This is a genomic window from Phycicoccus mangrovi (assembly GCF_018729305.1).
Lineage (GTDB): Bacteria > Actinomycetota > Actinomycetes > Actinomycetales > Dermatophilaceae > Phycicoccus > Phycicoccus jejuensis.
Genome location: NZ_JAHHWP010000014.1, coordinates 42,671 through 66,929, shown reverse-complemented (window position 1 = coordinate 66,929; position 24,259 = coordinate 42,671). Strand labels below are relative to the sequence as shown.

The window sequence follows — 24,259 nt, the reverse complement described above, 5'->3', positions numbered from 1 at the left end:
CGTGGCGGCCACCCGCGCCCCCCTGCGCGACGACCTCGGCGCGCCGGTGCCCCTCGCGGGCCCGGCGCGCCGCGTCGTCTCGCTCGTGCCCTCCCTGACCGAGGCGCTCGCGGCGACGTGCCCCGACCGGCTGGTCGGGGCCACCGACTGGTGCACCCACCCGGCCGACCTCGACGTCGCCCGGGTGCGCGGGACGAAGAACCCCGACCTCGCCGCCGTCGCGGCCCTCGGGCCCGACCTCGTCGTCGCGAACAAGGAGGAGAACCGCGAGCTCGACGTGCGCCGGATGCGCGAGCGCGGGCTGGCGGTCTGGGTGACCGACATCGAGACCGTCCCGCAGTCCCTCGCGTCGATGGCGAGGTTGCTCGGCGAGGCGCTGGAGGTCGCCGAGCCCGGGTGGCTGGGGGAGGCGCGCGACGCGTGGTCGGGACCGGTGCCGGCACCGACGGCGCGGGTCGTCGTCCCCGTGTGGCGCGACCCGTGGATGGTCGTCGGCCGGCCGACGTTCACCGCCGACCTGCTCGCGCGCTGCGGGTACGACGTCGTCGGGGGAGAGGCGGGGACGGGCCGCTACCCGAGCGCCGACGTGGCGGCGCTGGACGACCCGGCGCTGGCCGACCTCGTCCTCCTGCCCGACGAGCCCTACGCGTTCACCGCGGCCGACGGGCCCGAGGCGTTCGCGCGGGTGCCCACCCGGCTCGTCTCCGGACGGCTCCTCACCTGGTACGGACCGGCCCTCGTGGAGGCCCGGATTTCGCTCGACCGAGAGTGACCGTGTAGTGTCTCCGTCGCGCTCCAGAGCGGTTTTCCACTGGTGCGCACGCCCCCTTAGCTCAGTCGGCAGAGCGTTTCCATGGTAAGGAAAAGGTCGTCGGTTCGATTCCGACAGGGGGCTCTGGTCCGGCCGCGGTCCGACTCCCAGAGAAGGGCTCCCGGTCGTTCCCCCAAGGCGGGGTAGCTCAGCTGGTTAGAGCGCACGACTCATAATCGTGAGGTCGCGGGATCGAGCCCCGCTCCCGCTACCGAGGTCGCGATTTCCGTGTCACCGCACGGAGCGCGTACCCTGTTGTGCTTGGTGCCGCGCGCAGTCCAGGACCGCGCCGACGCGCCACCCGAGATCCACACTTCGTTTCCCGAGAGCAGGTTGCTTCCATGGCCAAGGCCACCGACGTCCGCCCCAAGATCACGCTGGCGTGCACGGAGTGCAAGGAGCGCAACTACATCACCAAGAAGAACCGGCGCAACGACCCCGACCGGCTCGAGCTGGCGAAGTTCTGCCCGCGCTGCAAGAAGCACACCGCGCACCGCGAGACCCGCTGACGCCGGCGCGTCACGGACGCGCCCGCTGCCGACGAGGCCGCCCGCACCCCCGGGGTGCGGGCGGCCTCGCGTCGTGCCCGGGTCCTCCCGCCGGTCGGTCGGTCCCGGCCCCTAGAGTGGGCGGCATGGCCGTGAACCCCGACTTCGTCGGACGCACCTACCCGCCGAGCGGGCCCTACCCCGTCGACGCCGCGCTCATCGCCGCCTTCGCCGCGGCCGTGGGCTCGAGCGACCCGGTCCACACCGACCCCGAGGCCGCCCGCGCCGCCGGCTACGCCGACGTCGTCGCGCCGCCGACGATGGCCGTGCGCTTCGCGCAGGCCTCGGACCGGGCGTACGTCGCCGACCCGGAGGCGGGCATCGACTACAGCCGCGTCGTCCACGGCGAGCAGCGCTTCGTCCACCACCGCCCGATCACCGCCGGCGACGAGGTCGTCGGCACGCTGACCGTCGACGCCGTCCGGCAGGCCGGGGGCCACTCGATGGTCACGACCCGCACCGAGCTCGCGACGACCGGCGGCGAGGCGCTCGCGACGTGCACCTCGACCATCGTCGTCCGGGGAGGGGAGGACTGATGACCGTCCGCACGCTGGAGTCCGTCGCCGTCGGCGACACCGTCGGGCCGGTCACCGTGCCCGTCACCCGCGACACGCTCGTCGCCTACGCCAACGCCTCGGGCGACCAGAACCCGATCCACCAGGACGAGGACTTCGCCCGCTCGGTCGGCCTGCCCGACGTCATCGCCCACGGGATGTGGACGATGGGCGCGGCCGGCACGGTCGTCGCCGAGTGGGTCGGCGACGCGGGCCGGGTCCTCGAGTACGGCACGCGCTTCACGAAGCCGGTCGTCGTGCCGGCCGCCGGCGCCGAGCTCGTCGTCGAGGGCACCGTCAAGGCGCTCGACCCCGAGACGCGCCGGGCGACCGTCGAGCTGACCGCCACGAGCGAGGGCCAGAAGGTCCTCGGCCGGTGCGTCGCCGTGGTCCGCCTCGACTGATGCGCGAGCTGCACGACGAGCCCCTCGCGGGGTACACGACGATGCGCGTCGGCGGCCCGGCGGCGCGGATGGTCGTCGCGGAGACGACCGACGAGCTCGTCGACGCCGTGCGCGAGGTCGACGACGCCGAGGAGCCGCTGCTCGTCCTCGGGGGCGGCTCGAACCTCGTGCTCCCCGACGAGGGGTTCGCGGGCACGGTCGTGCTCGTCGCCACGCAGGGGGTCGAGGTCGACTCGGCCGACTCGTGCGGGGGCGCGAACGTCGTCGTCGCGGCCGGTGAGCCGTGGGACCCGTTCGTCGAGCGCGCGGTCGCCGAGGGCTGGTCCGGCATCGAGGCGCTGTCCGGCATCCCGGGGTCGACGGGGGCCACACCGGTCCAGAACGTCGGTGCGTACGGGCAGGAGGTCGCCCAGACCATCGCCCGGGTGCGGGTGTGGGACCGGCTCGAGGAGCGCGTGCGCACGATGACGTCGCTGGACTGCCGGTTCACCTACCGGCACTCCCTCTTCAAGGGCACCGACCGCTACGTCGTGCTCGACGTGATGTTCCAGCTCGTGCTCGCCGACCTCTCGGGGCCGGTGCGCTACGCCGACCTCGCCACCCAGCTGGGGGTCGATGTCGGCGCCCGCGTGCCCCTGGCCGACGCGCGCGAGGCGGTCCTGGCCCAGCGTCGTCGTCGCGGGATGGTGCTCGACGCCGAGGACCACGACACCTGGTCGTGCGGCTCGTTCTTCACCAACCCGGTGCTCACCGCCGAGGAGTTCGAGTCCCTCGAGGCGCGCGTCGCCGAGCGGCTCGGGGCCGACGCGGTTCCGCCGCGCTTCCCGGAGGCCGGCGGTCGGGTCAAGACCTCGGCCGCGTGGCTCATCGAGCGCGCCGGGTTCGGCAAGGGCCACGCGATGCCCGGGCCGGCGGCCCTCTCGACCAAGCACACGCTCGCGGTGACCAACCGCGGGGAGGCGCGCGCGGCGGACGTCGTCGCCCTCGCCCGCGAGGTGCGCGACGGGGTGCAGGACGCCTTCGGGGTGACCCTCGTCAACGAGCCGGTCATCCTCGGTCAGACCCTCTGAGTCACGCGCTCAGCGCCGGGGGCTCGTCGGAGCGCTCAAGCGCGAGGAGCCCCGCCCGCGGCCGGTGATGAGGCGGCACCGGTACGGGGAGGGCCGCCGGCGGCGCCGGGGTGTCGGGGTCGGGTTCCGGGTCGGGGTCGGTGCCCTTGTGGCACAGCGCGAGGCAGTACCCGGTGGGGCCGAGGGCGGCGAGCACGTCGGCGAGCCGCAGGTCGCCCGCACGGGTCTCGAGCCGCGCGACGTGGCTCACCGACCAGCCCCGGTGCCGGGCGTAGGCACGCTGCCCGAGGCCCAGGCGTCGGCGGTGGGCTCGCAGGGCCAGGCCGACTTCGTGCGGCACCGTCAGCCCCGCCTGCGCCGCGAGCAGCTCGCGGGCGACGGTGGGGTGGGTGAGGGGGAGGAGTCTCATGAACGGAGCCTCACCCTCGGTCGGCGGTGGCCGCCAGACCCTCGTCGAGGACTGTGGACGACGATGGCGGCACGGCTCACCTGTGGACGACGGCGTCCCCGCCCGGTCGAGGTGAAAGAGGACCCTCTCACGGTCGGGTTTCACCTCGACCCGCTGCGGAGACCGCCTGTCGAGGTGAAAGAGGACCCTTTCACGGTCGCTTTTCACCTCGACCCACGCCGGTCAGGTGCCGGGAGCCGGCGCGGCGCTCAGCCCGCCAGCCAGGCGTCGATGTCGGCCTCGGCCGCGGCCCGCACGTCGGCGGGCGCCCGGCTCGCCGCGAGCGAGGAGCGCGCCAGCCCGGCCAGCTCCTCGTCCGACAGGCCGTGCACCGACCGCGCCGTCTCGTACTGCTCCACGAGGCGGCTCCCGAAGATCAGCGGGTCGTCCGCCCCCAGAGCCACGACCGCCCCCGCCGACAGCAGCTGCCGCAGCGGCACGTCCGGCGCCTCGTCGTACACGCCGAGCGCCACGTTCGAGCCCGGGCACACCTCCAGCGCCACGCCCGCCGCGACCACCCGCTCCAGCACCCGCGGGTCCTCGACGGAGCGCACGCCGTGCCCGATCCGGTCCGGCGCCGCCGCGTCGAGCGTCGCCGCCACCGCGTCGGCGCCCAGCAGCTCACCGGCGTGCGGCACCGACGCCAGCCCCGCCGCCCGCGCGATGCGGAAGGCGGCCGCGAACTCCGCCGTGTCGCCGCGGCGCTCGTCGTTCGACAGGCCGAACCCGACGACCGAGCCCGGCCCGCTCCCCGCGTACCGCGCCGCGAGCCGGGCCAGCGTCCGGGCCTCCAGCGGGTGGCGCATCCGCGAGGCCGCCACGACGACGCCGACCTGCGCCGCACCGGGCTCGCGCGACACCGCCGCGGCCTCGTCGAGGACGATCTCGAGCGCCGGTGTGATGCCCCCGACGAAGGGCGCGTACGACGTCGGGTCCACCTGGATCTCCAGCCACCGCGAGCCCTCCGCGCCGTCGTCGAGGGCCGCCTCGCGGACGATGCGTCGCATGTCGGCCTCGCCGCGGACGCACGCCCGCGCGACGTCGTAGAGGCGCTGGAACCGGAACCACCCACGCTCGTCGGCGGCGTCGAAGCGCGGCGGGTACTCGCGCGTGAGCGTCGCGGGCAGGCGCATCCCGTGGGCGGCCGCCATCTCGCGCACGGTCGCCACCCGCATCGAGCCGGTGAAGTGCAGGTGCAGGTGCGCCTTCGGCAGGGTCGCGAGAGGCCGCGCCCCCGAGGGGACGCGGCCGTCGTCGCGACGCACCGCCGGGGTGCCCCCGGTCGGTGCCTCGCTCACTCCTCCGAGGTCTCCTCGTCGACGACGTGCATCGCCGACTCCTCCGCGGAGGCCGCCGCGCCGTCGACACCCACGTCGTCGCCGACGAGGTCCTTCTCGTCGTCCTCGCCGAGGCCCTCGTCCGGGGCGACGAGGCGCCCGGCGCGCTCGTCGCCGACCTCGCCGTCGCCGAGCCAGTCGTCCTCGGCGTCGATGGCGTCGGGGTCGTCGCCGCCGACGCGGTCGACGTCGAGGCCCGACTCGTTGTCGGGCGCGCCGTACGCGGTCGAGGGGTCCGGCACCTCCTGGTGGATGCGCTCCTCGATCGTCTCGTCACGGCTCTGCTCCTCGGCGGTGACGCCGTGCGCGAGGGAGCCGTGCAGCTTCTCGGGCGGGGAGTAGCCGCGGTCCAGCGGGTCGTCCACCCCGTCCTCCAGGGTGTCCTCGGGCTGGAGCTGGTCCTCGTCGTCGAGGGAGTAGCTCCCGAGGTCGTCGGTCACGTTCTCCGGCTGGTCGCTCATCGCCTCACCCTACGTCGGCGAGGAGCTGCTCGGAGGCGGCGAGAGCGACGCAGGTCGCCACTCCGGCCATCGCGGTCCGGACCTCGTCGAGCGACGGGAACGACGGTGCGAGACGGATGTTCCGGTCGCGCGGGTCCTTGCCGTACGGGAAGGACGCCCCCGCCGGCGTCAGCGCGATGCCCGCCTCCTTGGCCAGCTGCACGACGCGCGACGCGCAGCCGTCCGGGACGTCGAGGTTGACGAAGTACCCGCCGCGCGGGGTGCTCCACTCGGCGACCCCGAGACCCTCGAGCTCCGCCGCCAGCGCCTCGCCGACCGCCGCGAACTTCGGCGCGAGGATCTCGCGGTGACGGCCCATGTGCTCGCGCACGCCGTCGGCCGACCCGAAGAACTGGACGTGGCGCAGGTGGTTGACCTTGTCCGGCCCGATGGACGCGAACTTCAGGTGCGACAGGTACCAGGCCACCGTCTCGCGCGACCCGGCGAGGAAGGCGACGCCGGCGCCCGCGAAGGTGATCTTGCTCGTCGACGCGAAGACGATCGGCCGGTGCGGGTTCCCCGCCGCCGAGGCGAGCGAGAGGATGTCCGCCGACTTCGCCTCGTCGCTCGTCAGGTGGTGCAGCGCGTACGCGTTGTCCCAGAACAGGCGGAAGTCCGGAGCGGCGGTCGGCATCGACGCGAGCCGGGCCGCGACCTCCTGCGTGACGACGGAGCCGGCCGGGTTCGCGTACGTCGGGACGATCCACATGCCCTTGACGCTCGGGTCGTCCTTGACGAGGGCCTCGACCGCGGCGACGTCCGGGCCGTCGTCGAGCATCGGGACGGTGACCATCTCGATGCCGTAGTGCTCGAGCATCGTGTAGTGCCGGTCGTAGCCGGGCACCGGGCAGACGAAGGTGACCTTCTCCTCGTCCTTCCACGGCCGCGGCGACCCGAGCCCGCCGTGCAGCAGGTGGTCGACGAGCACCTCGTGCATCATCGTCAGGCTCGCGTTGCCGCCGGCGACGACCTGGTCCGCGTCGACGCCGAGGAGCTCGGCGAACATCGCGCGCAGCTCGGGCAGCCCCTCGAGGCCGCCGTAGTTGCGGACGTCGGTGCCCTGGCCGTCGCGGTGGCCCTCGGGGAGGGTGAGCATCCGCTCGGCGAGGTCGAGCTGCTCGGGGCTGGGCTTGCCCCGCGTGAGGTCGAGGGAGAGCCCGCGCTCGCGCAGGGTGGCGTAGGCGGCGCGCTGCTCGTCGGCGAACGCCCGCAGCTCCTCGGGGGAGCGCTCGGCGAGGGGGGTGCGGGAGGCGGCTGAGGTGCTCACCCGGTCATCGTCCCAGAACGGCCGCACGGGCGGGGAGCGCTCCCCATGGCGTGGGACGGAGGGGACTGCGAGGGTCGAGGCAGGGGGACCGAGCAGCGGTGCCCCGCACACGGAGAGGACAGCACATGCGTTCCACACGGGGGATGAGGACCCGCCTGACCGTCACGGCGGTCGCGGCGGCGGTCGTGGCCGGCTGAGGCCTCGCGACGACGGTGACGACGGCCGCTCCGGCCGAGGCGGCGACGGGCTCGATCCGCGTCATCACGCACAACCTCGAGAAGAAGCCCTAGGGCTCGCCAAGGCGATCGAGCAAGCGAACGCGACCACGGGGCCGGAGATCATCCTGTTGCAGGAGGTGTGTGGAGACATGCTCCAGACCCTCAGGGCGCCCGGGTGGACGGTGCAGTTCCACCAGCGCCGCGCCAACAAGTGCGTAGGTACGGACACCGCGCTCGGTGAGGCGGTCGTCTGGACCGGCGCAGGGGGCCAGCCCTTCAAGGCCGTGGAGCTCCTCGCCAAGGACGACCAGAAGTACGGCATGGCCTGCCTCGACGTGAAGTACTCGAACCGCAACGTCCGAGCCTGCTCGACACACCTCGTCGCAAGCCGCCGGGACGAGACCGTGTTCCGGTCGCAGCTCACGGCGAAGATCCGCGTCGTCACGAACCGGTGGATCGCGGACAAGCGCACCGTGGTGCTGGGTGGTGACTTCAACACGAGGCCGACCTTCCGCGAGATGGACGCCATCTACGGGGTGGGGAAGAACGCGAACGGAAAGTTTCGCGAGATGGCGCAGTCCGCGGGCAAGTCGGGATCGACGGCGCGGGATGGTCTGTGGACGTCCGGTCGCAAGACCGACACCAACGACACCCGCCGCAAGATCGACTACGTGTTCGTCTCGATGAACGCCGCGGCCGCCACCGGAGGCTCGCAGAACGTGCAGGCGACGCCGTCCGACCACCGCATGCTGTACGGGCGCATGCCCCTGCGCTGACGTCTTCTCCGGACGGTGACGGGGGCCTCGGCCCCGGGGCGGGTTCGCGCCGGGGCCGGGGCTCACGTATGCTGTCCGTTCGGTGTGACCACCATGTCGGCGTGCCCGGCAGAAGGTCGCACCACCCAGGGTCCACCACCCAACGGTGGTCCCACAGGGCAGTGGCTCAATTGGTAGAGCACCGGTCTCCAAAACCGGCGGTTGGGGGTTCGAGTCCCTCCTGCCCTGCGTCGCACGTGTGGTACGTCCACGATCTGCGGCCCGGTCTCGTCCGGGCCCCCTTTCACGGTCGTGCCGCGCCGTAGGCATCCGAACCCGACCAGCTCGACGTGAAGAGGCAAGTCGTGACCGACCTGGGCCAGACCGAGGCCGGCTCCCGCCCCGCCAAGGGCCGTGAGCGCGGCGGCAACCCCGTCTCGCGACTCTTCCGCGCCATCGGGCTGTTCGTCGGCCAGATCCTCGACGAGCTCCGCAAGGTCGTCCGGCCCACCCGGAACGAGCTCTGGAACTACACGCTCGTCGTCATCGTGTTCGTCACGGTGATGATGGCGATCGTGTCCGGTCTCGACCTCGGCTTCAGCAAGCTCGTCGGCCTGGTCCTCGGCTCCTGACGCGCGCCCACCCGCGCCACCCGCCCCCGGCACCCGCCAGACGAAGGAAGAGGTCACCCGTGTCCGACCAGTGGACCGACACCCCCGAGCAGGGGTCCGACGACACCGCCCAGGTTCCCGTCGACGACACCCCCGTGCAGGAGGTCGACGCCGCCGCGGCCGAGTCCTTCGACGCCGCCCACGAGGCCGACACCGACGGTGACGACGCGACCGACGAGGTCGCGGACGACACCACCGTCGCGGACGACACCGCGGACGAGGCGTCCGACGACGACGCGGTCGACGAGCCGGCCCTCCCGGTCGACGAGGACAACGACGTCCTCGACGCCGTCGACCCGGTCAAGGCGTTCAAGGACGACCTCGCCTCGAAGTTCGGCGACTGGTACGTCGTGCACTCCTACGCGGGCTACGAGAACCGGGTCAAGGCCAACCTCGAGAACCGCACCCAGTCCCTCAACATGGAGGACTACATCTTCGAGGTGCAGGTCCCCATGGAGGAGGTCACCGAGATCAAGAGCGGCCAGCGCAAGCTGGTCCGCCGCGTCCGGATGCCCGGCTACGTCCTCGTCCGCATGGACCTCACCGACGAGTCGTGGGGCGCCGTCCGGCACACCCCGGGCGTCACCGGCTTCGTCGGCAACGCGCACCAGCCGGTGCCGCTGACCCTCGACGAGGTCTTCACGATGCTCAAGCCGGCCGACCTCGAGACGCCCGTCGCCGCGGCCGCCTCCGGTGGCGCCGCGTCCTCCTCCGGCTCCTCCGCGGGCGACGCCGCCGTCGTCGACTTCGAGGTCGGCGAGTCGGTCACCGTCATGGACGGCCCCTTCGAGACGCTGCCGGCGACGATCTCCGAGATCAACGCCGACACCCAGAAGCTCAAGGTGCTCGTCTCGATCTTCGGCCGGGAGACCCCGGTCGAGCTCTCCTTCGGCCAGGTCGCCAAGATCTGACCGGAGGCCCCTTTCGCGGGGGACCCGCGGACACTGCAAAGGGGTCATCGCCCACGGCGTCGGCCCACACCACCGAAGAAGGACAGACATGCCCCCCAAGAAGAAGGTCTCCGGGTACATCAACCTGCAGATCCAGGCCGGTGCCGCGACCCCGGCCCCGCCCGTCGGCCCGGCCCTGGGTCAGCACGGCGTCAACATCATGGAGTTCGTCAAGGCGTACAACGCGGCGACCGAGCACCAGCGCGGCAGCATCATCCCCGTCGTCATCACGGTCTACGAAGACCGCTCCTTCACCTTCATCACGAAGACCCCGCCGGCCTCGGAGCTCATCAAGAAGGCCGCGGGCGTGCAGAAGGGCTCGGGCGAGCCGCACAAGACCAAGGCCGGCAAGCTCACGAAGGACCAGCTCCGCGAGATCGCCGAGACCAAGATGCCCGACCTCAACGCCAACGACGTCGACGCCGCGATGAAGATCATCGCCGGCACCGCCCGTCAGATGGGCATCGAGACCGAGCTCTGAGCCCGGTCCCACCCCCTGTGGCAGGGCCTGCGCTGGCCCGACGACCACGACTCCACCACCACTCCCAGGAGCAGCACATGAAGCGCAGCAAGGCGTACAACGCCGCGACCGAGAAGATCGACGCGGACAAGCTCTACAGCCCGCTCGAGGCCGTCCGCCTCGCCAAGGACGTCGCGTCCGCCAAGTACGACGAGACCGTCGAGGTGGCCTTCCGCCTCGGGGTCGACCCGCGCAAGGCCGACCAGATGGTCCGCGGCACGGTCAACCTCCCGCACGGCACGGGCAAGACCGCCCGCGTCCTCGTCTTCGCCAACGGCGACAAGGCCGAGGCCGCGACCGCCGCCGGCGCCGACTACGTCGGCTCCGACGACCTCCTCGAGAAGGTCGCCGGCGGCTGGCTCGACTTCGACGCCGTCGTCGCCACCCCGGACCTCATGGGCAAGGTCGGTCGTCTCGGCAAGGTGCTCGGCCCGCGCGGCCTCATGCCGAACCCGAAGACCGGCACCGTGACGATGGACACCGCCAAGGCCGTGTCCGACATCAAGGGCGGCAAGATCGAGTTCCGCGTCGACAAGCACGCGAACCTCCACTTCATCATCGGCAAGGCCTCCTTCGACGAGAAGTCGCTCGTCGAGAACTACGCCACCGCCCTCGAGGAGGTGCTCCGGCTCAAGCCGGCCGCCTCCAAGGGCCGGTACATCACCAAGGCGACCCTGTCGACGACGATGGGCCCGGGCATCCCGCTCGACTCCAGCAAGACCCGCAACCTCCTCGAGGAGCAGGTCGACGCCTGAGCGGCGCCCCACCACGACGGAGCCCGTCGCCCCACCCGGGGCGGCGGGCTCCGTCGCGAAGTGGTCACGAACGCGGAACCGGTGGGGCGCTCGCCCCGTCGCAGAAGTACGCTGACAAGCACCCGGAGGCCTCGACGTGCCTCCGCCCACACGACGACCCATCGGGGGAAGCACCGTATGAAGCGCACCGTCCTGTCCGTCCTCGCCCTGTCCGGGGCCCTCGTCCTCGGCGCCTGCGGCTCGAGCACGAACGAGACCTCCACCGGTTCCGGCTCCTCCTCCTCCAGCGCCGCCGCGCAGGAGACGAAGGCCCCGACCGCGAGGGTCGGTGACACGGTCGACCTCAAGACCATCGCCGAGCAGAGCAGCGCCGCGGTCAAGGCCAAGGGCACGGCCCACATGACCATGAAGACCACCGGCCAGGGCGCCGGCACCATCGAGGCCGACGCCGACTACAGCGGCGACTCCCCGAAGATGGTCATGACCGTCGACGAGGCCGGCGAGTCCTTCCAGATGGTCTACCTCGACAAGGTCATGTACATGGGCGCCGACTCCTTCAAGGAGATGACCGGCGGCAAGAAGTGGCTGAAGATCGACCCGTCCGGTGACGACCCGATGTCCCAGATGATGGGCCCCATGCTCGACCAGATGGAGTCGACGGTCGCCAACCCGACCGAGCAGCTCAAGGACGTCGAGGGGGCCGAGGCCAAGGTCAGCAAGGTCGAGAACGGCCTGACGACCTACCAGGTCACGCTGACCAAGGAGCAGCTGTCCGCCATGGTCAAGAAGCAGTCCGGCCTGCCGGGTCTGACCGAGGAGGCACTCAAGCAGGTGCCGGACGGCGTCACGTACGACATGACGCTCGACGCCGAGGGCCTGCCCGTCACCGTCGACATGGACATGGGTGGCGAGAAGATGTCGATCACCTACTCCAAGTGGGGCGAGCCGGTCACCGTCGAGGCCCCGCCGGCGAGCGAGGTCGGCACCTTCGAGATGCCGACGAGCTGACGCTCGACGCACCGCACCACGCACCACCGCCGCGGCGCCCCGGGACCACCCGGGGCGCCGTCGGCGTGCGGGGGCCGGGGCCGCCCCGGCCGCGATTTGGGGCGGGGCGCGCCGTCCCGTACGCTGGTCCACGACCACAGACCGCCGGTCGTCGCGTGCACCCGCACGTGACCGAAGGATCCACCTCGAGTGGGCGACCAGCGCAGGCCACGAAGTACCGGAACGCCACGACCCGTCGTGCCCCCCCGAGCCCCGTGCCCTGCGCCGGGGCTCGTTCTCGTTCCCGGCCCTTCCCGCGCGGTCCGACCCGACGGAAGGAGGCCCGTATGTCACGTCCCGACAAGGCCGCGGCGATCGCCGAGCTCTCGGAGAAGTTCCAGAGCAGCAACGCCGCCGTCCTCACGGAGTACCGGGGACTCTCGGTGAAGCAGATCACCGATCTGCGCAACACCCTGCGTGGCAACGCGACCTACGCCGTGGTCAAGAACACGCTGACCCAGCTCGCCGCCAAGGACGCCGGGGTGACCGCGTTCGACGGTCAGCTCGTCGGCCCGTCCGCCATCGCCTTCGTCGAGGGCGACCCGGTGGAGGCGGCCAAGGGTCTGCGCGACTTCGCCAAGGCCAACCCCCTCCTGGTGATCAAGGGCGGCGTGCTCGAGGGCAAGACCCTCTCCGCCGAGGAGATCACCAAGCTCGCGGACCTCGAGTCCCGCGAGGTGCTCCTGGCCAAGCTGGCCGGCGCCATGAACGCGTCGCTCAGCCAGGCCGTCTACCTCTTCGCCGCTCCGCTCTCGAAGGCCGCTCGCACGGTCGACGCGCTGCGGGCCAAGGTCGAGACCGAGGGCCCGGTGGACACCGCCGCCGCCCCGGCCGAGGCCGAGGAGACCCCCGCCGAGGCTGACGCCCCGGCCACCGACGTCGCCGAGGGTGGCGACGCGAGCTGACCCCGCGGGTCCGCTCACCACACAATCCGCCACTCACGGCACAGTGCAGCAACGAAAGGACGCCATCATGGCCAAGCTCAGCACCGACGAGCTCCTTGACGCCTTCAAGGAGATGACCCTCATCGAGCTCTCCGAGTTCGTCAAGGAGTTCGAGGACACCTTCAACGTCACCGCCGCCGCGCCCGTCGCGGTCGCCGCCGCCGGCGCCCCCGCCGGTGGTGCGGGCGACGCCGCCGCCGCCGAGGAGCAGGACGAGTTCGACGTCGTCCTCGAGGCCGCCGGCGACAAGAAGATCGCCGTCATCAAGGAGGTCCGCGCGCTGACCTCCCTCGGCCTCAAGGAGGCCAAGGACCTCGTCGACGGCGCCCCGAAGCCCGTCCTCGAGAAGGTCGACAAGGCCGCGGCCGAGAAGGCCAAGGAGCAGCTCGAGGGCGCCGGCGCCACCGTCACCCTCAAGTGAGCCCGTCCCCGTGAGGGGACTCGCTTCGCACCAGCGGGGCCCGACCGTTCGCGGTCGGGCCCCGTTCGCGTACCCGGACCCATCCGACCGGGGGCAGGGCTCCGAACCCGTCTGCGTGGCCGGGTCCGGGCGCCGTCGCGGGCATTCGTCCACCTGAGAAAACCCATAGGTGCTCAAGGCGCCGACCTCGTCCCTCCCATGGTCTGATGGTGCGGCGCCGGGGGCCTACCACTGGGTAACTTCGGCGCCCACGCACGGAAGCGCCACACGACGAAGGGTCGACATGGGTGTCGAGATCGCGGTGAGCGGCCTGACCAAGAGGTTCGGTAGCCAGCTCATCTGGGACGACGTGACCCTCACCCTCCCCGCCGGCGAGATCTCCGTCCTCCTCGGCCCCTCGGGCACCGGCAAGTCGGTCTTCCTCAAGACGCTCGTCGGCCTCATCCGCCCGGACCGCGGCTCGATCGTCATCGACGGCCGCGACGTCGTGCAGCTGCGCGGCGACGACCTCTACGAGGTCCGCAAGCTGTTCGGGGTGCTCTTCCAGGACGGCGCGCTCTTCGGCTCGATGAGCCTGTTCGACAACGTCGCCTTCCCCCTGCGCGAGCACACCCGCAGGAGCGAGAAGGAGGTCGCCTCCATCGTCCGCGAGAAGATGGAGCTCGTCGGCCTCGCGGGCGCCGAGGAGAAGCTCCCCGGCGAGATCTCCGGCGGGATGCGCAAGCGCGCCGGCCTGGCCCGCGCCCTCGTCCTCGACCCGCAGATCCTCCTCATCGACGAGCCGGACTCCGGCCTGGACCCGGTGCGCACCAGCTACATCAACCAGCTGTTCGTCGACCTCAACGCGCAGATCGACGCGACCTTCCTCATCGTCACGCACGACATCAACACGGCGCGGACCGTGCCGGACAACATCGGGCTGCTCTACCACAAGCACCTCGCGATGTTCGGACCGCGCGAGATGCTCCTGTCCTCGGAGGAGCCGGTCGTGCGGCAGTTCCTCAACGCGCAGACGGTCGGCCCGATCGGGATGTCCGAGGAGAAGGACGCCGACGAGCTCGCGGCCGAGTCCGGTCAGGAGCTGCCGCCGCTGCCGCCGATCCCGCTCCAGCTGCCGACGAGCGACGGCCGTCCCCGCCGCGCCGAGCGCACCGCGGGGGAGTGGTGCCGCGCGAACGACGTCACCCCACCGCCCGGCAGCTTCGCCTCGACGACGGCCGGCATCGTCGGCGTGCGCCCGGGGGCGGACGCATGACGGTCGTGACCAACGGCCTGCGCCAGGCCGGGTCGTTCTTCGGGCTCGTCGTCGACGTCGCGAAGGCGCTGCCCAAGCGGCCCTTCCAGCTGAAGGAGCTCGTCCAGCAGGCGTGGTTCGTCGCGTCCGTGACGATCGTGCCGACCGCGCTCGTCTCCATCCCCTTCGGCGCCGTCATCGCCCTCCAGCTCGGCACGCTGACCCGCCAGCTCGGGGCGCAGTCCTTCACCGGGGCGGCCTCGGTGCTCGCGGTCGTGCGCGAGGCCTCGCCGCTCGTCACCGCGCTTCTCGTCGCCGGCGCCGGCGGCTCGGCCATCTGCGCCGATCTCGGCTCGCGCAAGATCCGCGAGGAGATCGACGCGATGGAGGTGCTCGGCATCTCGCCGATCCAGCGCCTCGTCGTGCCGCGGGTGCTCGCGACGATGCTCGTCGCCGCCCTCCTCAACGGGCTCGTGTCGGTCGTCGGGGTGGCCGGCGGCTACGTCTTCAACGTCATGGTCCAGGGCGGCACCCCCGGCGCCTACGTCGCGTCGTTCACCGCCCTCGCGCAGACGGCCGACCTCGTGACGGCCGAGATCAAGGCCCTGCTCTTCGGGATGCTCGCCGCCCTCGTCGCCTCCTACAAGGGGCTGACCGCCGGGGGCGGCCCGAAGGGTGTCGGCGACGCCGTCAACCAGGCCGTCGTCATCACCTTCATGCTCCTGTTCGTCGTCAACTTCGTCATCAGCGCCGTGTACTTCCAAGTCGTCCCGCAGAAGATCTGACGCCGATGTCCCGTCTCTCCTCCGTGACGCGCGCCCCGCTGCGGCTCCTCGACGAGCTGAGCGGGCAGATGCGCTTCTACGTGCAGTCCGTCGGCTGGGTGCCGCGCACCCTGCGCCGCTACCGGCGCGAGGTCGTCCGCCTGCTCGCCGAGGTCTCGCTCGGCACCGGCGCGCTGAGCGTCATCGGCGGCACCGTCGGCGTCCTCACCTTCCTCGCGTTCTTCACCGGCAGCCAGGTGGGCCTGCAGGGCTACAGCTCGCTCGACCAGCTCGGCACCGGCGCCTTCGCCGGGTTCGTCTCGGCGTACCTCAACACCCGCGAGATCGCGCCGCTCGTCGCCGGGCTGGCGCTGGCCGCGACCGTCGGCTGCGGCTTCACCGCCCAGCTCGGGGCGATGCGGATCAGCGAGGAGGTCGACGCCCTCGAGGTCATGGGCATCCCGAGCCTGCCCTTCCTCGTGACGACCCGGATGATCGCCGGCTTCGTCGCCGTCATCCCGCTCTACGTCCTCGGGCTGCTCTCGTCGTACGCGGCGACCCGCTTCATCGTCACCGACTACTTCGGGCAGTCCAAGGGCACCTACGACCACTACTTCCACCTGTTCCTGCCACCGGGCGACATCCTCTGGTCCTTTGCCAAGGTCCTCGTCTTCGCCGTCGTCATCATCGGCATCCACTGCTACTACGGCTACACCGCGAGCGGCGGCCCGGCCGGGGTCGGCGTCGCCGTCGGCCGCGCGGTGCGCACCTCGATCGTCGCCGTCAACGTCATCGACTTCTTCCTCAGTCTCGCGATCTGGGGCGCCACGACGACGGTGAGGATCGCCGGATGAGCGGCGGGTTCCTCGTGGGGCTGCGGGAGCGGGCGTACGGCGTCGCGTTCCTGCTGGTCGCCGTGCTCGGTGTCGCGGCCTCCGTGGCGACCTTCGAGAAGGTCTTCACGAAGGTCGTGACGGTCACCCTGCGCACCGACCGGATCGGCAGCCAGCTGCAGGAGGCCGCCGACGTCAAGATCCGCGGCGTCGTCGTCGGCGAGGTGCGCTCGATCGCCTCGAGCCCGCAGGGCGCGACGCTCACCCTGGCGCTCGACCCCGCCTCCACCGACCTCGTCCCCGCGTCGGTCAGCGCCCGCCTCCTGCCCAAGACCCTCTTCGGCGAGCGGTTCGTCGACCTCGTCGCGCCGGCCGGTGACCCCGGCCGCGCCATCCGCGAGGGCGACGTCATCCCGCAGGACCGCACGTCCGTCGCCATCGAGCTCGAGCGCGTCTTCGACGAGCTGCTCCCGCTGCTGCGCACCGTCAAGCCGGAGAAGCTCGCCGCCACGCTCAACGCGCTGGCGACCGCGCTGGACGGCCGTGGGACGAAGCTGGGCGAGAACCTCGTGCTCGTCAACCGCTACTTCACCGAGCTCAACCCGAACCTGCCGCTCATCCAGGAGGACATCAGCGGGCTGGCCGACCTCGCGAGCACGTACGCCGACGCGGCTCCCGACCTCCTGCGCGCCGCGAACGCGCTGCGCACGACGAACACGACGATCGTCGAGAAGCAGGACCAGCTCTCGGGCTTCCTCGCCGGGACGGCCGGCTTCGCCAACACGACGGCGTCCTTCCTCGAGCAGAACGAGGACCGGATCATCCAGGTCGGCCGGGTCCAGCGCCCGACGCTGCAGGTCCTCGCCAAGCACGCGCCCGTCTACCCCTGCCTCGCCCGGGGCCTCGTCGCCTGGATCCCGCGGGCCGAGGGCATCTTCGCGGGCGGTCAGTTCCACATCACCGTCGAGACGCCGCCGCAGCGCAGCGCCTACCGGCCGGGGCAGGAGCCGGCCTGGCAGGACGACCGCGGGCCGTCCTGCCGCGGCCTGCCGTCCCCCGGCGGGAGCCAGAAGAACCCGCGGCGGGCGGTCACCTTCGCCGACGGCAGCGGTGGCAGCGCCCGCTCCGCCCTTCCCTCGGCCCTCCTCGCGCCCGGTGGGGTCGCCGTCGGCAACGTCGACTCCGGCCTCGCGGGGACGCAGGCCGAGCAGGAGGTCGTCGCCATCGCGCTCGCCTCCGAGGGGCACGGCGAGCCGTCGGCGCTCACGACCCTCCTCGCCGGACCGATGCTGCGGGGGGCGGTGGTCGACCAGTGAGGACCGGACCCAGCCTCGTCAAGCTCCTCGCCTTCGTCGTCGTCACCGTGCTCGCCACCGGCGTGCTCGCCGCGACGATCGCCAACGTCCTGCCGGGCGACAAGGCCACCTACCGCGCGCTGTTCACGGACGTCACGGGCCTGAGCAGCGGCCAGGACGTCCGCATCGCCGGGGTGCGCGTCGGCACGGTCAAGGACATCCGGGTCGCGACGGACCGGGTCAGTGCCGAGGTGACCTTCGAGGTGCTGCGCAGCTCGACCCTGACGCAGGGCACGGCGGCCACCATCAAGTACCGCAACCTCGTCGGCGAGCGGTACGTCGCGCTGACGCAGGAGCCGGGGGACGCCACGCCGCTGCCCGAGGGCGGCACGATCCCGCTGGTGCGCACCCACCCGGCGCTCGACCTCACCGTCCTGTTCAACGGGTTCAAGCCGCTCTTCGCCGCGCTCTCGCCGCAGGACGTCAACGAGCTCTCCGCGCAGGTCATCTCCGTCCTCCAGGGCGAGGGCGGCGACATCAACAGCCTCCTCGGCCAGACCGCCTCCCTCACCAAGGCGCTCGCCGACCGCGACGCCGTCATCGGCCGGACGATCGACAACCTCAACACCGTGCTCGGGACGGTGGAGTCCAACGACACCGCCTTCGCCGACCTCCTGCGCCAGCTCCAGCGGTTCGTGTCCGGGCTCGCCGAGGACCGCAAGGCCATCGGGGACTCGCTGACGAACATCAACGCGCTGACCGGTGACACCGCGAGCCTCCTGCAGGCAGCCCGGCCAGACCTCAAGAGCGACATCGCGAACCTCGGGGACCTCGCGACCACGCTGAACGAGCCGGCGAACACGAAGGAGTTCGAGCGGTTCATCGGGCAGGCGCCGACGAAGATCTCGACGATCACCCGGACGGCCACCTACGGCTCGTGGTTCAACTTCTACCTCTGCCGCTTCGACGTGCAGAACCTGCTGCTGCCGACCGGCAAGACGCCCGGCGGGCTCGGGTACGACGTGGCGGCGGCGAGGTGCCGGTCGTGAGGGCGCCCCGGCTGCGGGTGCCCCGCCTGCCCGCCCGCCGCGCGCGGTCCGGGCGGCCCCCGCGCGACCGCAACACGCTGCGCCTCGGCGTCGCGGGCATCGCGGCGATGGTCCTGCTCATGGTGCTCGCGTTCAACGCGTCGAGCCTGCCGTTCATCGGCGGCGGGGACGACTACAGCGCGGCCTTCACCGAGGCCGGCGGCCTGCGTGACGGCGACGACGTGCGCATCGCCGGGGTGACCGTCGGCAAGGTCACCGGCGTCGACCTCGAGGGCTCGCACGTCCGCGTCGACTTCCGGATCACCGAGGACGTCGCGTTCGGCCCCTCGACGGGAGCGTCGGTCCGGATCAAGACCCTGCTCGGCGAGAAGTACGTCGGCCTCGAGCCGCGGGGGACCGGGCGGATGAAGGTCGGCGCGCAGATCCCGTTGTCGCGCACCGTCTCCTCCTACGACGTGGTCACCGCGTTCTCCGACCTCACCCGCACGACCGAGCGCATCGACACCGACCAGCTCGCCCGCTCCCTCGACGTCCTCGCGACCGAGTTCAAGGACACCCCCGAGAACGTGCGCGGCGCGCTCGACGGCCTGAGCCGGCTCTCCACGACGATCGCGAGCCGGGACGAGAAGCTCCGCGAGCTGCTCCGGGCCGCCGACTCCGTCACCGGCACCGTCGCCGAGCAGAACGCGGTCGTCGACAAGCTCATCAAGGACGCCGACCTCCTCGTGGCCGAGCTCGAGACGCGCCGCGAGGCCATCCACACCCTCTTCACCAACACGAGCGCCCTCGCTGAGCAGGTGACCGGCCTCGTCAAGGACAACCGGGCCGAGCTGCGGCCGGCCCTCGAGCAGCTCGAGGGCGTCCTCGCGACGCTCCAGGACCACGAGCAGGACCTGCGCGACACGATCCGCGCGATGGCCCCGTTCACCCGGCTCTTCGCCAACACGCTCGGCACCGGGCCGTGGTTCGACACCTACATCCAGAACCTCACCAATCCCGTCGGGGGGGTGGGGCGCGGATGACCCGGCGCACGCTCCCCGGCGGCGCCCGCCTGGCCGCCGTCGCCCGCCGCACGCCCCGCCGCGTCGCGCTCGCGGCCGGCGTCGTCGTCCTCGCGCTCGTCGCGGTCGTCGCCGTCGCCTGGCCGCGCCCCCAGCCGATGCACCTGAGCGCCGAGTTCGTCCGGGCGGTCGGGCTCTTCCCCGGCTCGGACGTGCGGATCCTCGGCGTCAAGGTCGGCGAGGTGACGGCCGTCGAACCGCGCGGCGAGACCGTCCGGGTCGACCTCGACGTGACCACCGACCACCCGGTGCCCGCCGACGCGCAGGCCGCGATCGTCGCGCCCTCGCTCGTCAGCGACCGCTACGTCCAGCTGCTGCCGGTCTGGACCGACGGGCCGCGGATGCGCGACGGCGCACGGATCCCGCTGGAGCGCACCGCCGTCCCCGTCGAGCTCGACCGCGTGAGCCAGAGCCTCGACGACCTCATGGTCGCCCTCGGGCCGCAGGGGGCCAACGCCGACGGCGCGCTGTCGCGGGTGCTCGAGACCGGCGCCGCCAACCTCGACGGCAACGGGCAGACGCTGCACGACACGACCGTCAACCTCTCGCGCGCCGTGCAGACCTTCGCCGAGGGGCGCGGTGACCTGTTCTCGACCGTGAAGAACCTCAACACCTTCACCGAGACCGTCGCGGCCAACGACGAGCAGGTGCGCCGGCTCAACGAGAACCTGGCCTCGGTCACCACCGCCCTCGACGACGAGCGCGACGACCTCGCCTCGGCGCTGGCCAACCTCGCGCTGGCCCTCGACCAGGTCACCTCGTTCGTCCGCGACAACCGGGCCGTCCTGAAGGACGACGTCGCGCGCCTCACCGACGTCACCTCCGCCGTCGCGCAGGAGCGCAAGGCCCTCGCCGAGACCCTCGACGACGCCCCGGTCGCGCTCTCCAACCTCCAGCTCGCCTACGACGAGAGGACGGGCACGCTCGACACCAGGGCGACCATCCAGGGCACCGACCGGCCCGGGCTGCTCCTCTGCTCGCTCATCACCGGGCCCACCGGCACCGGCAACACCGACCTGTGCAAGAGCTCCGGCCTCCTCGACCTGAAGCTGCCGGACGTCCTCGGCGGGCTCACCGGCTCACGGGGCGACACCGCCGGGCTGCTCCGCGGGGCCGACCCCACCCTCGGAGGGCTGCTCGGATGACCACGACCCGCCGCCGCCTCACCGCCGCCGTCGGCGCGCTCACCGCGCTCGTCCTCGCCGGCTGCACGAGCGTCTACGACCTCCCGCTGCCCGGGGGCCCGAAGACTGAAGGCCGCCAGATCACGGTCCGGGCCGAGTTCGCCGACGTCCTCGACCTCGTCCCGCGCTCCTCGGTCAAGATCGACGAGGTGACCGTCGGCGAGGTGACGGCCATCGACCTCGACGGCTGGACCGCCCGCGTGACGATGCGGGTGCCGGCCGCCAGCGGCCTTCCCGACGACACCCGCGCCGAGCTCAAGCAGACCTCGCTGCTCGGCGAGAAGTACGTCGCGCTCGAGCGCCCCGAGGGCGGTGGCACCGGCCGGCTCGGCGACGGCGACCTCATCCCGCTCGAGCGGACCGGGCGCAACCCCGAGGTCGAGGAGGTGCTGGCCGCCCTCTCGATGCTGCTCAACGGCGGGGGAGTCGGGCAGCTCAAGGTCATCGAGACCGAGCTGAACGACGCCCTGCGCGGTCGGACCGACGACATCCGCAGCCTCGTCACGCAGCTCGACACCTTCGTCGGCGGCCTCGACGACCAGAAGGCCGAGATCGTCCGGGCCATCGACGGCATCGACCGGCTGAGCGCGAGCCTCGCGCAACGACGCGGCGAGCTCGAGGGCGTGCTGCGGGAGCTGCCGAAGGGCCTGACGATCCTCGCCGACCAGCGCGAGCAGCTGACGACGATGCTCACCTCCCTCGACCGGCTCGGGAAGGTCGGCACCCGCGTCGTCCGGGCCTCGCGCGAGGACACGCTGGCGAACCTGGCCGCGCTGAAGCCGGTTCTCGCGCAGCTGAACAAGGCCGGCGACGACCTGCCGAAGAGCCTCCAGCTGCTCCTCACCTACCCCTTCCCCGACTCCTCGCTCCAGGCGATCAAGGGTGACTACACGAACCTGCACGTGACCGCCGACCTCGACCTGCGGGGCCTCACGCTGCCGCTGCCCACCGCGCTGCCGACGATCCTCCCGACGTCGCGCCCGACGATCCTGCCGACGTCGCTGCCCACGGTCCTGCCGACCAGCGTGCCGACCGTCACGGTGCCGGTTCCGACCATCCTCCCGAGCCTGCCGCTACCGACGCGCTCCGGCGGCCCGCTGTGCCCGCCGGTCTGCCTCGGGGGCGGCGCGGCCGACGACGCCTCGTGGACGACGCTCTACACCGGGGGGCAGCCGTGATCCGTCGCCTGACCCGGGTCCAGCTCGGGCTCTTCCTCGTCATCACCGTCGTCGCGACCTCCATCCTCTCGGCGAGCTACGTCGGGCTGACCGAGCGCGTGTTCGGCACCGGGCCGACCGTCGTCGTCGACCTCGCGAGCTCCGGCGGCATCTTCGAGGGCGCCGAGGTGACCTACCGCGGGGTGCGGGTCGGCCGGGTCGAGGAGCTGACGCTCAGCGCCGACGGCGTCCGGGTCCACGCGAAGCTCGAGAGCGGCGTCGAGGTGCCGACCGACACCCGCGCCGTCGTCGAGAACCGCTCGGCGGTGGGGGAGCAGTACCTCGACCTCCAGCCGCGGGCCGCGGGGGCCCCCTACCTCGCCGACGGCGACGTCGTCCCGCGCGACGACACCGCGACCCCGCTGCGCGTCGACCAGCTGCTGCTCGACGTCGACCGCACCGTGCGCAGCGTCCCGAAGGACGACCTCTCGACCGTCGTCGACGAGCTCGGCACCGGCTTCGAGGGCACCGGCGACGACCTCGGCCGGCTCATCGACGACGGGGACGCGTTGACCCGCAGCGCGATCGAGGCGCTGCCCGACACCGTGGCCCTCCTGCGTTCGGGCAAGGTCGTTCTCGACACCCAGCGCGAGGGCGCCTCGCAGATCAGGACGTTCTCGGGCAACCTCGCCCGGATCTCCGAGACGCTGCGCGACTCCGACCCCGACCTGCGCGTCGTCCTCGACCGCGGCACCGTGGCGTCCGCCGAGCTCGAGGCCGTCGTCGCCGAGAACCGCACCTCGCTCGCCACGCTCCTCGCCAACCTCGTGACGGTCGGGCAGGTGACGAGCGCCCGCGTCGACGGCATCGACCAGCTCCTCATCACCTACCCCGAGGTCGTCGCGGGCGGCTACACCGTCGTCCCCGGCGACGGCACCGCGCACTTCGGGCTCCAGCTCTCGCAGTCGCCCGGCCCGTGCACGCAGGGCTACGGGGGCACGACGAGGACCGACCCCAACCGGACGAGCGGGCTGCCGGAGGTCAACACCGACGCCCGCTGCTCGCTGCCGCGCGGCTCGGCCTCGAGCGTCCGCGGCGCCCAGAACGCACCGGGGGCCCGCCCGGCCGGCAGCGCGAGCTACGCCATGGCGTACGGTTCCGAGCCGGTCCCGCTGGGGACCACCGCCTACGGGGCGCCGGCCACGGTCTCGGCGCCCGTCGCCCCGGCCGCCGGCGGCGGCCTGTCCTGGATCATGGAGGAGGCCACCCGATGACCCGCACCGTCCGCGTCCTGTGGGCCCTCGTCGCGCTCGTCGTCATCGCGACGGTCGTGCTCGGCGCGACCCGCGGCCGCGCCTGGTACGAGGGCCGGCAGCTCGAGCAGGCCCAGCGCGACGCGCTCGCGGCCGGCCGGCAGCTGGCCGTCAACTTCGCGACGCTCGACTACCGGCAGGTCGACACCGACACCCGGCGGGTGCAGGACGGGGCCACGGGGGAGTTCCTCGACAGCTACGGCAAGAGCCTGGCCGACCTGCGCAGCGTCGTCGTCGAGAACAAGTCGACGTCGCGGGTCGAGCGGGCCGAAGCCGCCCTCGTCTCGGGCGACCGCGACTCCGCGCAGGTCATCGTCGGCATCGTCGCGCCGACGACCAACACCAACGTCCCGGACGGCGAGACCAAGACCTACCGGGTCAAGCTCGGCCTCCGGGAGCTCGGCGGCACGTGGAAGGTGGAGCGCCTTGAGTTCGTCGGATGACCGTCGTCGCCCCCGGGTCGCCGGCCAGCGCCGCCGGCACGGACGCCCGTCGGGGGACGTCCCCGCGCCCGCGACGACGCCGGCCCCCGAGCCCGAGGTCGTCGAGCCGGAGGTCCTCGAGCCCGGGGAGCCCCAGCCGATCGACCCGGTGGAGCCCGACGAGGGGGGCGGCGAGGGGGCCGGGCGCCGAGGCCGCCTGCCGGCCGGTGCGGCGGCCCCGCTGACCCTCCTCGTCGTCGCCCTCGTCGCCCTCGCGCTCGTCCTCACCGTGTCGCTGCGCGACCCCGGGGCCCGCGAGCGCGACGCCCGGGCCGCGACGGCGGCCGCACGCACCTCCCTCGAGCAGCTGCTCTCCTACAGCTGGAAGACCCTCGACGCCCAGGCGCAGCGCAACGCCGGCCTGCTCACCGGCTCCTTCCGGACGGAGTACGCCACGACGATGGCCGGGGCCATCGCCCCGGTCGCCGAGAAGCAGAAGGTGACCGTCCAGGCCCGCAGCTACGAGGCCGGCGTCATGGGGCAGACCCCGGACACCGTCACCGTCCAGGTCTTCCTCAACCAGGCCAAGACGGCCGAGGGCGAGGAGCAGCCCTCCGTGGACCAGAACCGGGTCATCGCGACGATGCGCAAGGTCGACGGACGCTGGCTCGTCGAGCGGCTCTCGGCCTACTGACGCGGCCCCGCGGGGCGTCCTGCGGGCCCGTCC

At 72.4% G+C, this 24,259-nt stretch carries 28 protein-coding genes and 3 tRNA genes; 27 read left to right on the top strand and 4 right to left on the bottom strand.

The genetic code is table 11. From position 1 onward, the window contains the following. The first annotated feature begins 1 nt into the window (after position 1). The 7 genes from KMZ30_RS12455 (at position 2) to KMZ30_RS12425 (ending at position 3,387) form a co-directional block, all read left to right on the top strand. Positions 2-772, top strand: a complete 771-nt coding sequence (locus KMZ30_RS12455) for a helical backbone metal receptor (protein ID WP_308279866.1) — start codon at positions 2-4, stop codon at positions 770-772. A 50-nt stretch (positions 773-822) separates the two neighbouring features. Then, a tRNA-Thr gene (locus tag KMZ30_RS12450) sits at positions 823-895 on the top strand. Positions 896-948: 53 nt separating this feature from the next. Next, a tRNA-Met gene (locus KMZ30_RS12445) sits at positions 949-1,022 on the top strand. A 130-nt stretch (positions 1,023-1,152) separates the two neighbouring features. Continuing rightward, positions 1,153-1,320: a 50S ribosomal protein L33 gene (gene rpmG / locus KMZ30_RS12440; protein WP_030526789.1), complete on the top strand. Its 168-nt coding sequence runs from the start codon at positions 1,153-1,155 to the stop codon at positions 1,318-1,320. A 125-nt stretch (positions 1,321-1,445) separates the two neighbouring features. Next, entirely contained in the window at positions 1,446-1,895 is a 450-nt protein-coding gene (locus KMZ30_RS12435) for an FAS1-like dehydratase domain-containing protein (protein WP_030526790.1), read from the top strand. Continuing rightward, on the top strand, positions 1,895-2,317 hold the full coding sequence (locus KMZ30_RS12430; protein WP_215514096.1) for a MaoC family dehydratase: 423 nt from the start codon (positions 1,895-1,897) through the stop codon (positions 2,315-2,317). The genes KMZ30_RS12435 and KMZ30_RS12430 overlap by 1 nt, the downstream gene beginning before the upstream one ends. Next, positions 2,317-3,387: a UDP-N-acetylmuramate dehydrogenase gene (locus tag KMZ30_RS12425; protein ID WP_215514095.1), complete on the top strand. Its 1,071-nt coding sequence runs from the start codon at positions 2,317-2,319 to the stop codon at positions 3,385-3,387. The genes KMZ30_RS12430 and KMZ30_RS12425 overlap by 1 nt, the downstream gene beginning before the upstream one ends. Position 3,388: 1 nt before the next feature. Here the strand turns inward: KMZ30_RS12425 and KMZ30_RS12420 are convergent, their stop codons facing one another. From KMZ30_RS12420 to KMZ30_RS12405, 4 genes are all read right to left on the bottom strand, one after another. After that, positions 3,389-3,796 carry a helix-turn-helix domain-containing protein gene (locus KMZ30_RS12420; protein WP_215514094.1) on the bottom strand — a complete coding sequence of 136 codons (408 nt, stop codon included), beginning with the start codon at positions 3,794-3,796 and terminating at the stop codon, positions 3,389-3,391. 248 nt (positions 3,797-4,044) lie between these two features. Further along, positions 4,045-5,010 carry an adenosine deaminase gene (locus KMZ30_RS12415; RefSeq protein WP_264318957.1) on the bottom strand — a complete coding sequence of 322 codons (966 nt, stop codon included), beginning with the start codon at positions 5,008-5,010 and terminating at the stop codon, positions 4,045-4,047. A gap of 119 nt (positions 5,011-5,129) precedes the next feature. Beyond that, complete coding sequence (locus KMZ30_RS12410) at positions 5,130-5,633, bottom strand: DUF5709 domain-containing protein (protein WP_030526795.1); 504 nt, start codon at positions 5,631-5,633, stop codon at positions 5,130-5,132. 4 nt (positions 5,634-5,637) lie between these two features. Next, positions 5,638-6,939 carry an aspartate aminotransferase type Ic gene (locus tag KMZ30_RS12405; RefSeq protein ID WP_215514093.1) on the bottom strand — a complete coding sequence of 434 codons (1,302 nt, stop codon included), beginning with the start codon at positions 6,937-6,939 and terminating at the stop codon, positions 5,638-5,640. On the opposite strand from KMZ30_RS12405, the gene KMZ30_RS12400 reads away from it, so the two are divergent. The 20 genes from KMZ30_RS12400 to KMZ30_RS12305 all read left to right on the top strand — a co-directional run bounded on the left by KMZ30_RS12400 (position 6,914) and on the right by KMZ30_RS12305 (position 24,226). Next, positions 6,914-7,933 carry an endonuclease/exonuclease/phosphatase family protein gene (locus KMZ30_RS12400; RefSeq protein WP_308279865.1) on the top strand — a complete coding sequence of 340 codons (1,020 nt, stop codon included), beginning with the start codon at positions 6,914-6,916 and terminating at the stop codon, positions 7,931-7,933. The two genes, KMZ30_RS12405 and KMZ30_RS12400, sit on opposite strands and share 26 nt — an antisense overlap. Positions 7,934-8,088: 155 nt before the next feature. Further along, positions 8,089-8,161, top strand: a tRNA-Trp gene (locus KMZ30_RS12395). Between the two features lie 116 nt (positions 8,162-8,277). Continuing rightward, positions 8,278-8,544, top strand: a complete 267-nt coding sequence (gene secE / locus KMZ30_RS12390; RefSeq protein ID WP_030526799.1) for a preprotein translocase subunit SecE — start codon at positions 8,278-8,280, stop codon at positions 8,542-8,544. A gap of 59 nt (positions 8,545-8,603) precedes the next feature. After that, on the top strand, positions 8,604-9,494 hold the full coding sequence (gene nusG, locus KMZ30_RS12385; RefSeq protein ID WP_308284327.1) for a transcription termination/antitermination protein NusG: 891 nt from the start codon (positions 8,604-8,606) through the stop codon (positions 9,492-9,494). Positions 9,495-9,582: 88 nt separating this feature from the next. Further along, positions 9,583-10,014 carry a 50S ribosomal protein L11 gene (gene rplK / locus KMZ30_RS12380; RefSeq protein WP_030526801.1) on the top strand — a complete coding sequence of 144 codons (432 nt, stop codon included), beginning with the start codon at positions 9,583-9,585 and terminating at the stop codon, positions 10,012-10,014. Positions 10,015-10,091: 77 nt separating this feature from the next. Continuing rightward, positions 10,092-10,808 carry a 50S ribosomal protein L1 gene (gene rplA, locus KMZ30_RS12375; protein WP_215514091.1) on the top strand — a complete coding sequence of 239 codons (717 nt, stop codon included), beginning with the start codon at positions 10,092-10,094 and terminating at the stop codon, positions 10,806-10,808. Between the two features lie 177 nt (positions 10,809-10,985). After that, entirely contained in the window at positions 10,986-11,816 is an 831-nt protein-coding gene (locus KMZ30_RS12370) for an SCO4651 family lipoprotein (RefSeq protein ID WP_215514090.1), read from the top strand. Between the two features lie 326 nt (positions 11,817-12,142). Further along, complete coding sequence (rplJ, locus tag KMZ30_RS12365; RefSeq protein ID WP_215514089.1) at positions 12,143-12,760, top strand: 50S ribosomal protein L10; 618 nt, start codon at positions 12,143-12,145, stop codon at positions 12,758-12,760. 67 nt (positions 12,761-12,827) lie between these two features. Continuing rightward, complete coding sequence (rplL, locus tag KMZ30_RS12360; RefSeq protein ID WP_030526805.1) at positions 12,828-13,220, top strand: 50S ribosomal protein L7/L12; 393 nt, start codon at positions 12,828-12,830, stop codon at positions 13,218-13,220. 283 nt (positions 13,221-13,503) lie between these two features. Beyond that, positions 13,504-14,475, top strand: a complete 972-nt coding sequence (locus KMZ30_RS12355; protein ID WP_215514088.1) for an ABC transporter ATP-binding protein — start codon at positions 13,504-13,506, stop codon at positions 14,473-14,475. Next, positions 14,472-15,239, top strand: a complete 768-nt coding sequence (locus tag KMZ30_RS12350; protein ID WP_215514087.1) for an MlaE family ABC transporter permease — start codon at positions 14,472-14,474, stop codon at positions 15,237-15,239. Before KMZ30_RS12355 ends, KMZ30_RS12350 begins: the two co-directional genes overlap by 4 nt. Before the next feature lie 5 nt (positions 15,240-15,244). Beyond that, positions 15,245-16,072: an MlaE family ABC transporter permease gene (locus KMZ30_RS12345; RefSeq protein WP_207025137.1), complete on the top strand. Its 828-nt coding sequence runs from the start codon at positions 15,245-15,247 to the stop codon at positions 16,070-16,072. Continuing rightward, positions 16,069-17,367, top strand: coding sequence for an MCE family protein (locus KMZ30_RS12340; RefSeq protein ID WP_215514086.1), 1,299 nt, complete (start codon positions 16,069-16,071; stop codon positions 17,365-17,367). The genes KMZ30_RS12345 and KMZ30_RS12340 overlap by 4 nt, the downstream gene beginning before the upstream one ends. Continuing rightward, positions 17,364-18,395: an MCE family protein gene (locus tag KMZ30_RS12335; protein WP_215514085.1), complete on the top strand. Its 1,032-nt coding sequence runs from the start codon at positions 17,364-17,366 to the stop codon at positions 18,393-18,395. Before KMZ30_RS12340 ends, KMZ30_RS12335 begins: the two co-directional genes overlap by 4 nt. Next, a complete protein-coding gene (locus KMZ30_RS12330) occupies positions 18,392-19,417 on the top strand; it encodes an MCE family protein (protein ID WP_308279862.1) in 1,026 nt (341 codons plus the stop codon). The genes KMZ30_RS12335 and KMZ30_RS12330 overlap by 4 nt, the downstream gene beginning before the upstream one ends. After that, entirely contained in the window at positions 19,414-20,601 is a 1,188-nt protein-coding gene (locus tag KMZ30_RS12325) for an MCE family protein (RefSeq protein WP_215514084.1), read from the top strand. The genes KMZ30_RS12330 and KMZ30_RS12325 overlap by 4 nt, the downstream gene beginning before the upstream one ends. Next, a complete protein-coding gene (locus KMZ30_RS12320) occupies positions 20,598-21,818 on the top strand; it encodes an MCE family protein (RefSeq protein ID WP_215514083.1) in 1,221 nt (406 codons plus the stop codon). The genes KMZ30_RS12325 and KMZ30_RS12320 overlap by 4 nt, the downstream gene beginning before the upstream one ends. Beyond that, entirely contained in the window at positions 21,815-23,071 is a 1,257-nt protein-coding gene (locus tag KMZ30_RS12315) for an MCE family protein (RefSeq protein WP_215514082.1), read from the top strand. The genes KMZ30_RS12320 and KMZ30_RS12315 overlap by 4 nt, the downstream gene beginning before the upstream one ends. Continuing rightward, complete coding sequence (locus KMZ30_RS12310) at positions 23,068-23,553, top strand: Rv1363c family protein (protein ID WP_215514081.1); 486 nt, start codon at positions 23,068-23,070, stop codon at positions 23,551-23,553. The genes KMZ30_RS12315 and KMZ30_RS12310 overlap by 4 nt, the downstream gene beginning before the upstream one ends. Beyond that, positions 23,537-24,226 carry a hypothetical protein gene (locus tag KMZ30_RS12305; RefSeq protein WP_215514080.1) on the top strand — a complete coding sequence of 230 codons (690 nt, stop codon included), beginning with the start codon at positions 23,537-23,539 and terminating at the stop codon, positions 24,224-24,226. Before KMZ30_RS12310 ends, KMZ30_RS12305 begins: the two co-directional genes overlap by 17 nt. The last annotated feature ends 33 nt before the right edge of the window (positions 24,227-24,259 follow it).

Bases quoted from the DNA above. Each gene is read 5' to 3' on its own strand.
- rpmG (WP_030526789.1), top strand. From the start codon at position 1,153: ATGGCCAAGGCCACCGACGTCCGCCCCAAGATCACGCTGGCGTGCACG.
- KMZ30_RS12435 (WP_030526790.1), top strand. From the start codon at position 1,446: ATGGCCGTGAACCCCGACTTCGTCGGACGCACCTACCCGCCGAGCGGG.
- KMZ30_RS12430 (WP_215514096.1), top strand. From the start codon at position 1,895: ATGACCGTCCGCACGCTGGAGTCCGTCGCCGTCGGCGACACCGTCGGG.
- KMZ30_RS12425 (WP_215514095.1), top strand. From the start codon at position 2,317: ATGCGCGAGCTGCACGACGAGCCCCTCGCGGGGTACACGACGATGCGC.
- KMZ30_RS12420 (WP_215514094.1), bottom strand. From the start codon at position 3,796: ATGAGACTCCTCCCCCTCACCCACCCCACCGTCGCCCGCGAGCTGCTC.
- KMZ30_RS12415 (WP_264318957.1), bottom strand. From the start codon at position 5,010: ATGCGGGTGGCGACCGTGCGCGAGATGGCGGCCGCCCACGGGATGCGC.
- KMZ30_RS12410 (WP_030526795.1), bottom strand. From the start codon at position 5,633: ATGAGCGACCAGCCGGAGAACGTGACCGACGACCTCGGGAGCTACTCC.
- rplK (WP_030526801.1), top strand. From the start codon at position 9,583: ATGCCCCCCAAGAAGAAGGTCTCCGGGTACATCAACCTGCAGATCCAG.
- rplA (WP_215514091.1), top strand. From the start codon at position 10,092: ATGAAGCGCAGCAAGGCGTACAACGCCGCGACCGAGAAGATCGACGCG.
- KMZ30_RS12370 (WP_215514090.1), top strand. From the start codon at position 10,986: ATGAAGCGCACCGTCCTGTCCGTCCTCGCCCTGTCCGGGGCCCTCGTC.
- rplJ (WP_215514089.1), top strand. From the start codon at position 12,143: ATGTCACGTCCCGACAAGGCCGCGGCGATCGCCGAGCTCTCGGAGAAG.
- rplL (WP_030526805.1), top strand. From the start codon at position 12,828: ATGGCCAAGCTCAGCACCGACGAGCTCCTTGACGCCTTCAAGGAGATG.
- KMZ30_RS12355 (WP_215514088.1), top strand. From the start codon at position 13,504: ATGGGTGTCGAGATCGCGGTGAGCGGCCTGACCAAGAGGTTCGGTAGC.
- KMZ30_RS12350 (WP_215514087.1), top strand. From the start codon at position 14,472: ATGACGGTCGTGACCAACGGCCTGCGCCAGGCCGGGTCGTTCTTCGGG.
- KMZ30_RS12345 (WP_207025137.1), top strand. From the start codon at position 15,245: ATGTCCCGTCTCTCCTCCGTGACGCGCGCCCCGCTGCGGCTCCTCGAC.
- KMZ30_RS12340 (WP_215514086.1), top strand. From the start codon at position 16,069: ATGAGCGGCGGGTTCCTCGTGGGGCTGCGGGAGCGGGCGTACGGCGTC.
- KMZ30_RS12325 (WP_215514084.1), top strand. From the start codon at position 19,414: ATGACCCGGCGCACGCTCCCCGGCGGCGCCCGCCTGGCCGCCGTCGCC.
- KMZ30_RS12320 (WP_215514083.1), top strand. From the start codon at position 20,598: ATGACCACGACCCGCCGCCGCCTCACCGCCGCCGTCGGCGCGCTCACC.
- KMZ30_RS12310 (WP_215514081.1), top strand. From the start codon at position 23,068: ATGACCCGCACCGTCCGCGTCCTGTGGGCCCTCGTCGCGCTCGTCGTC.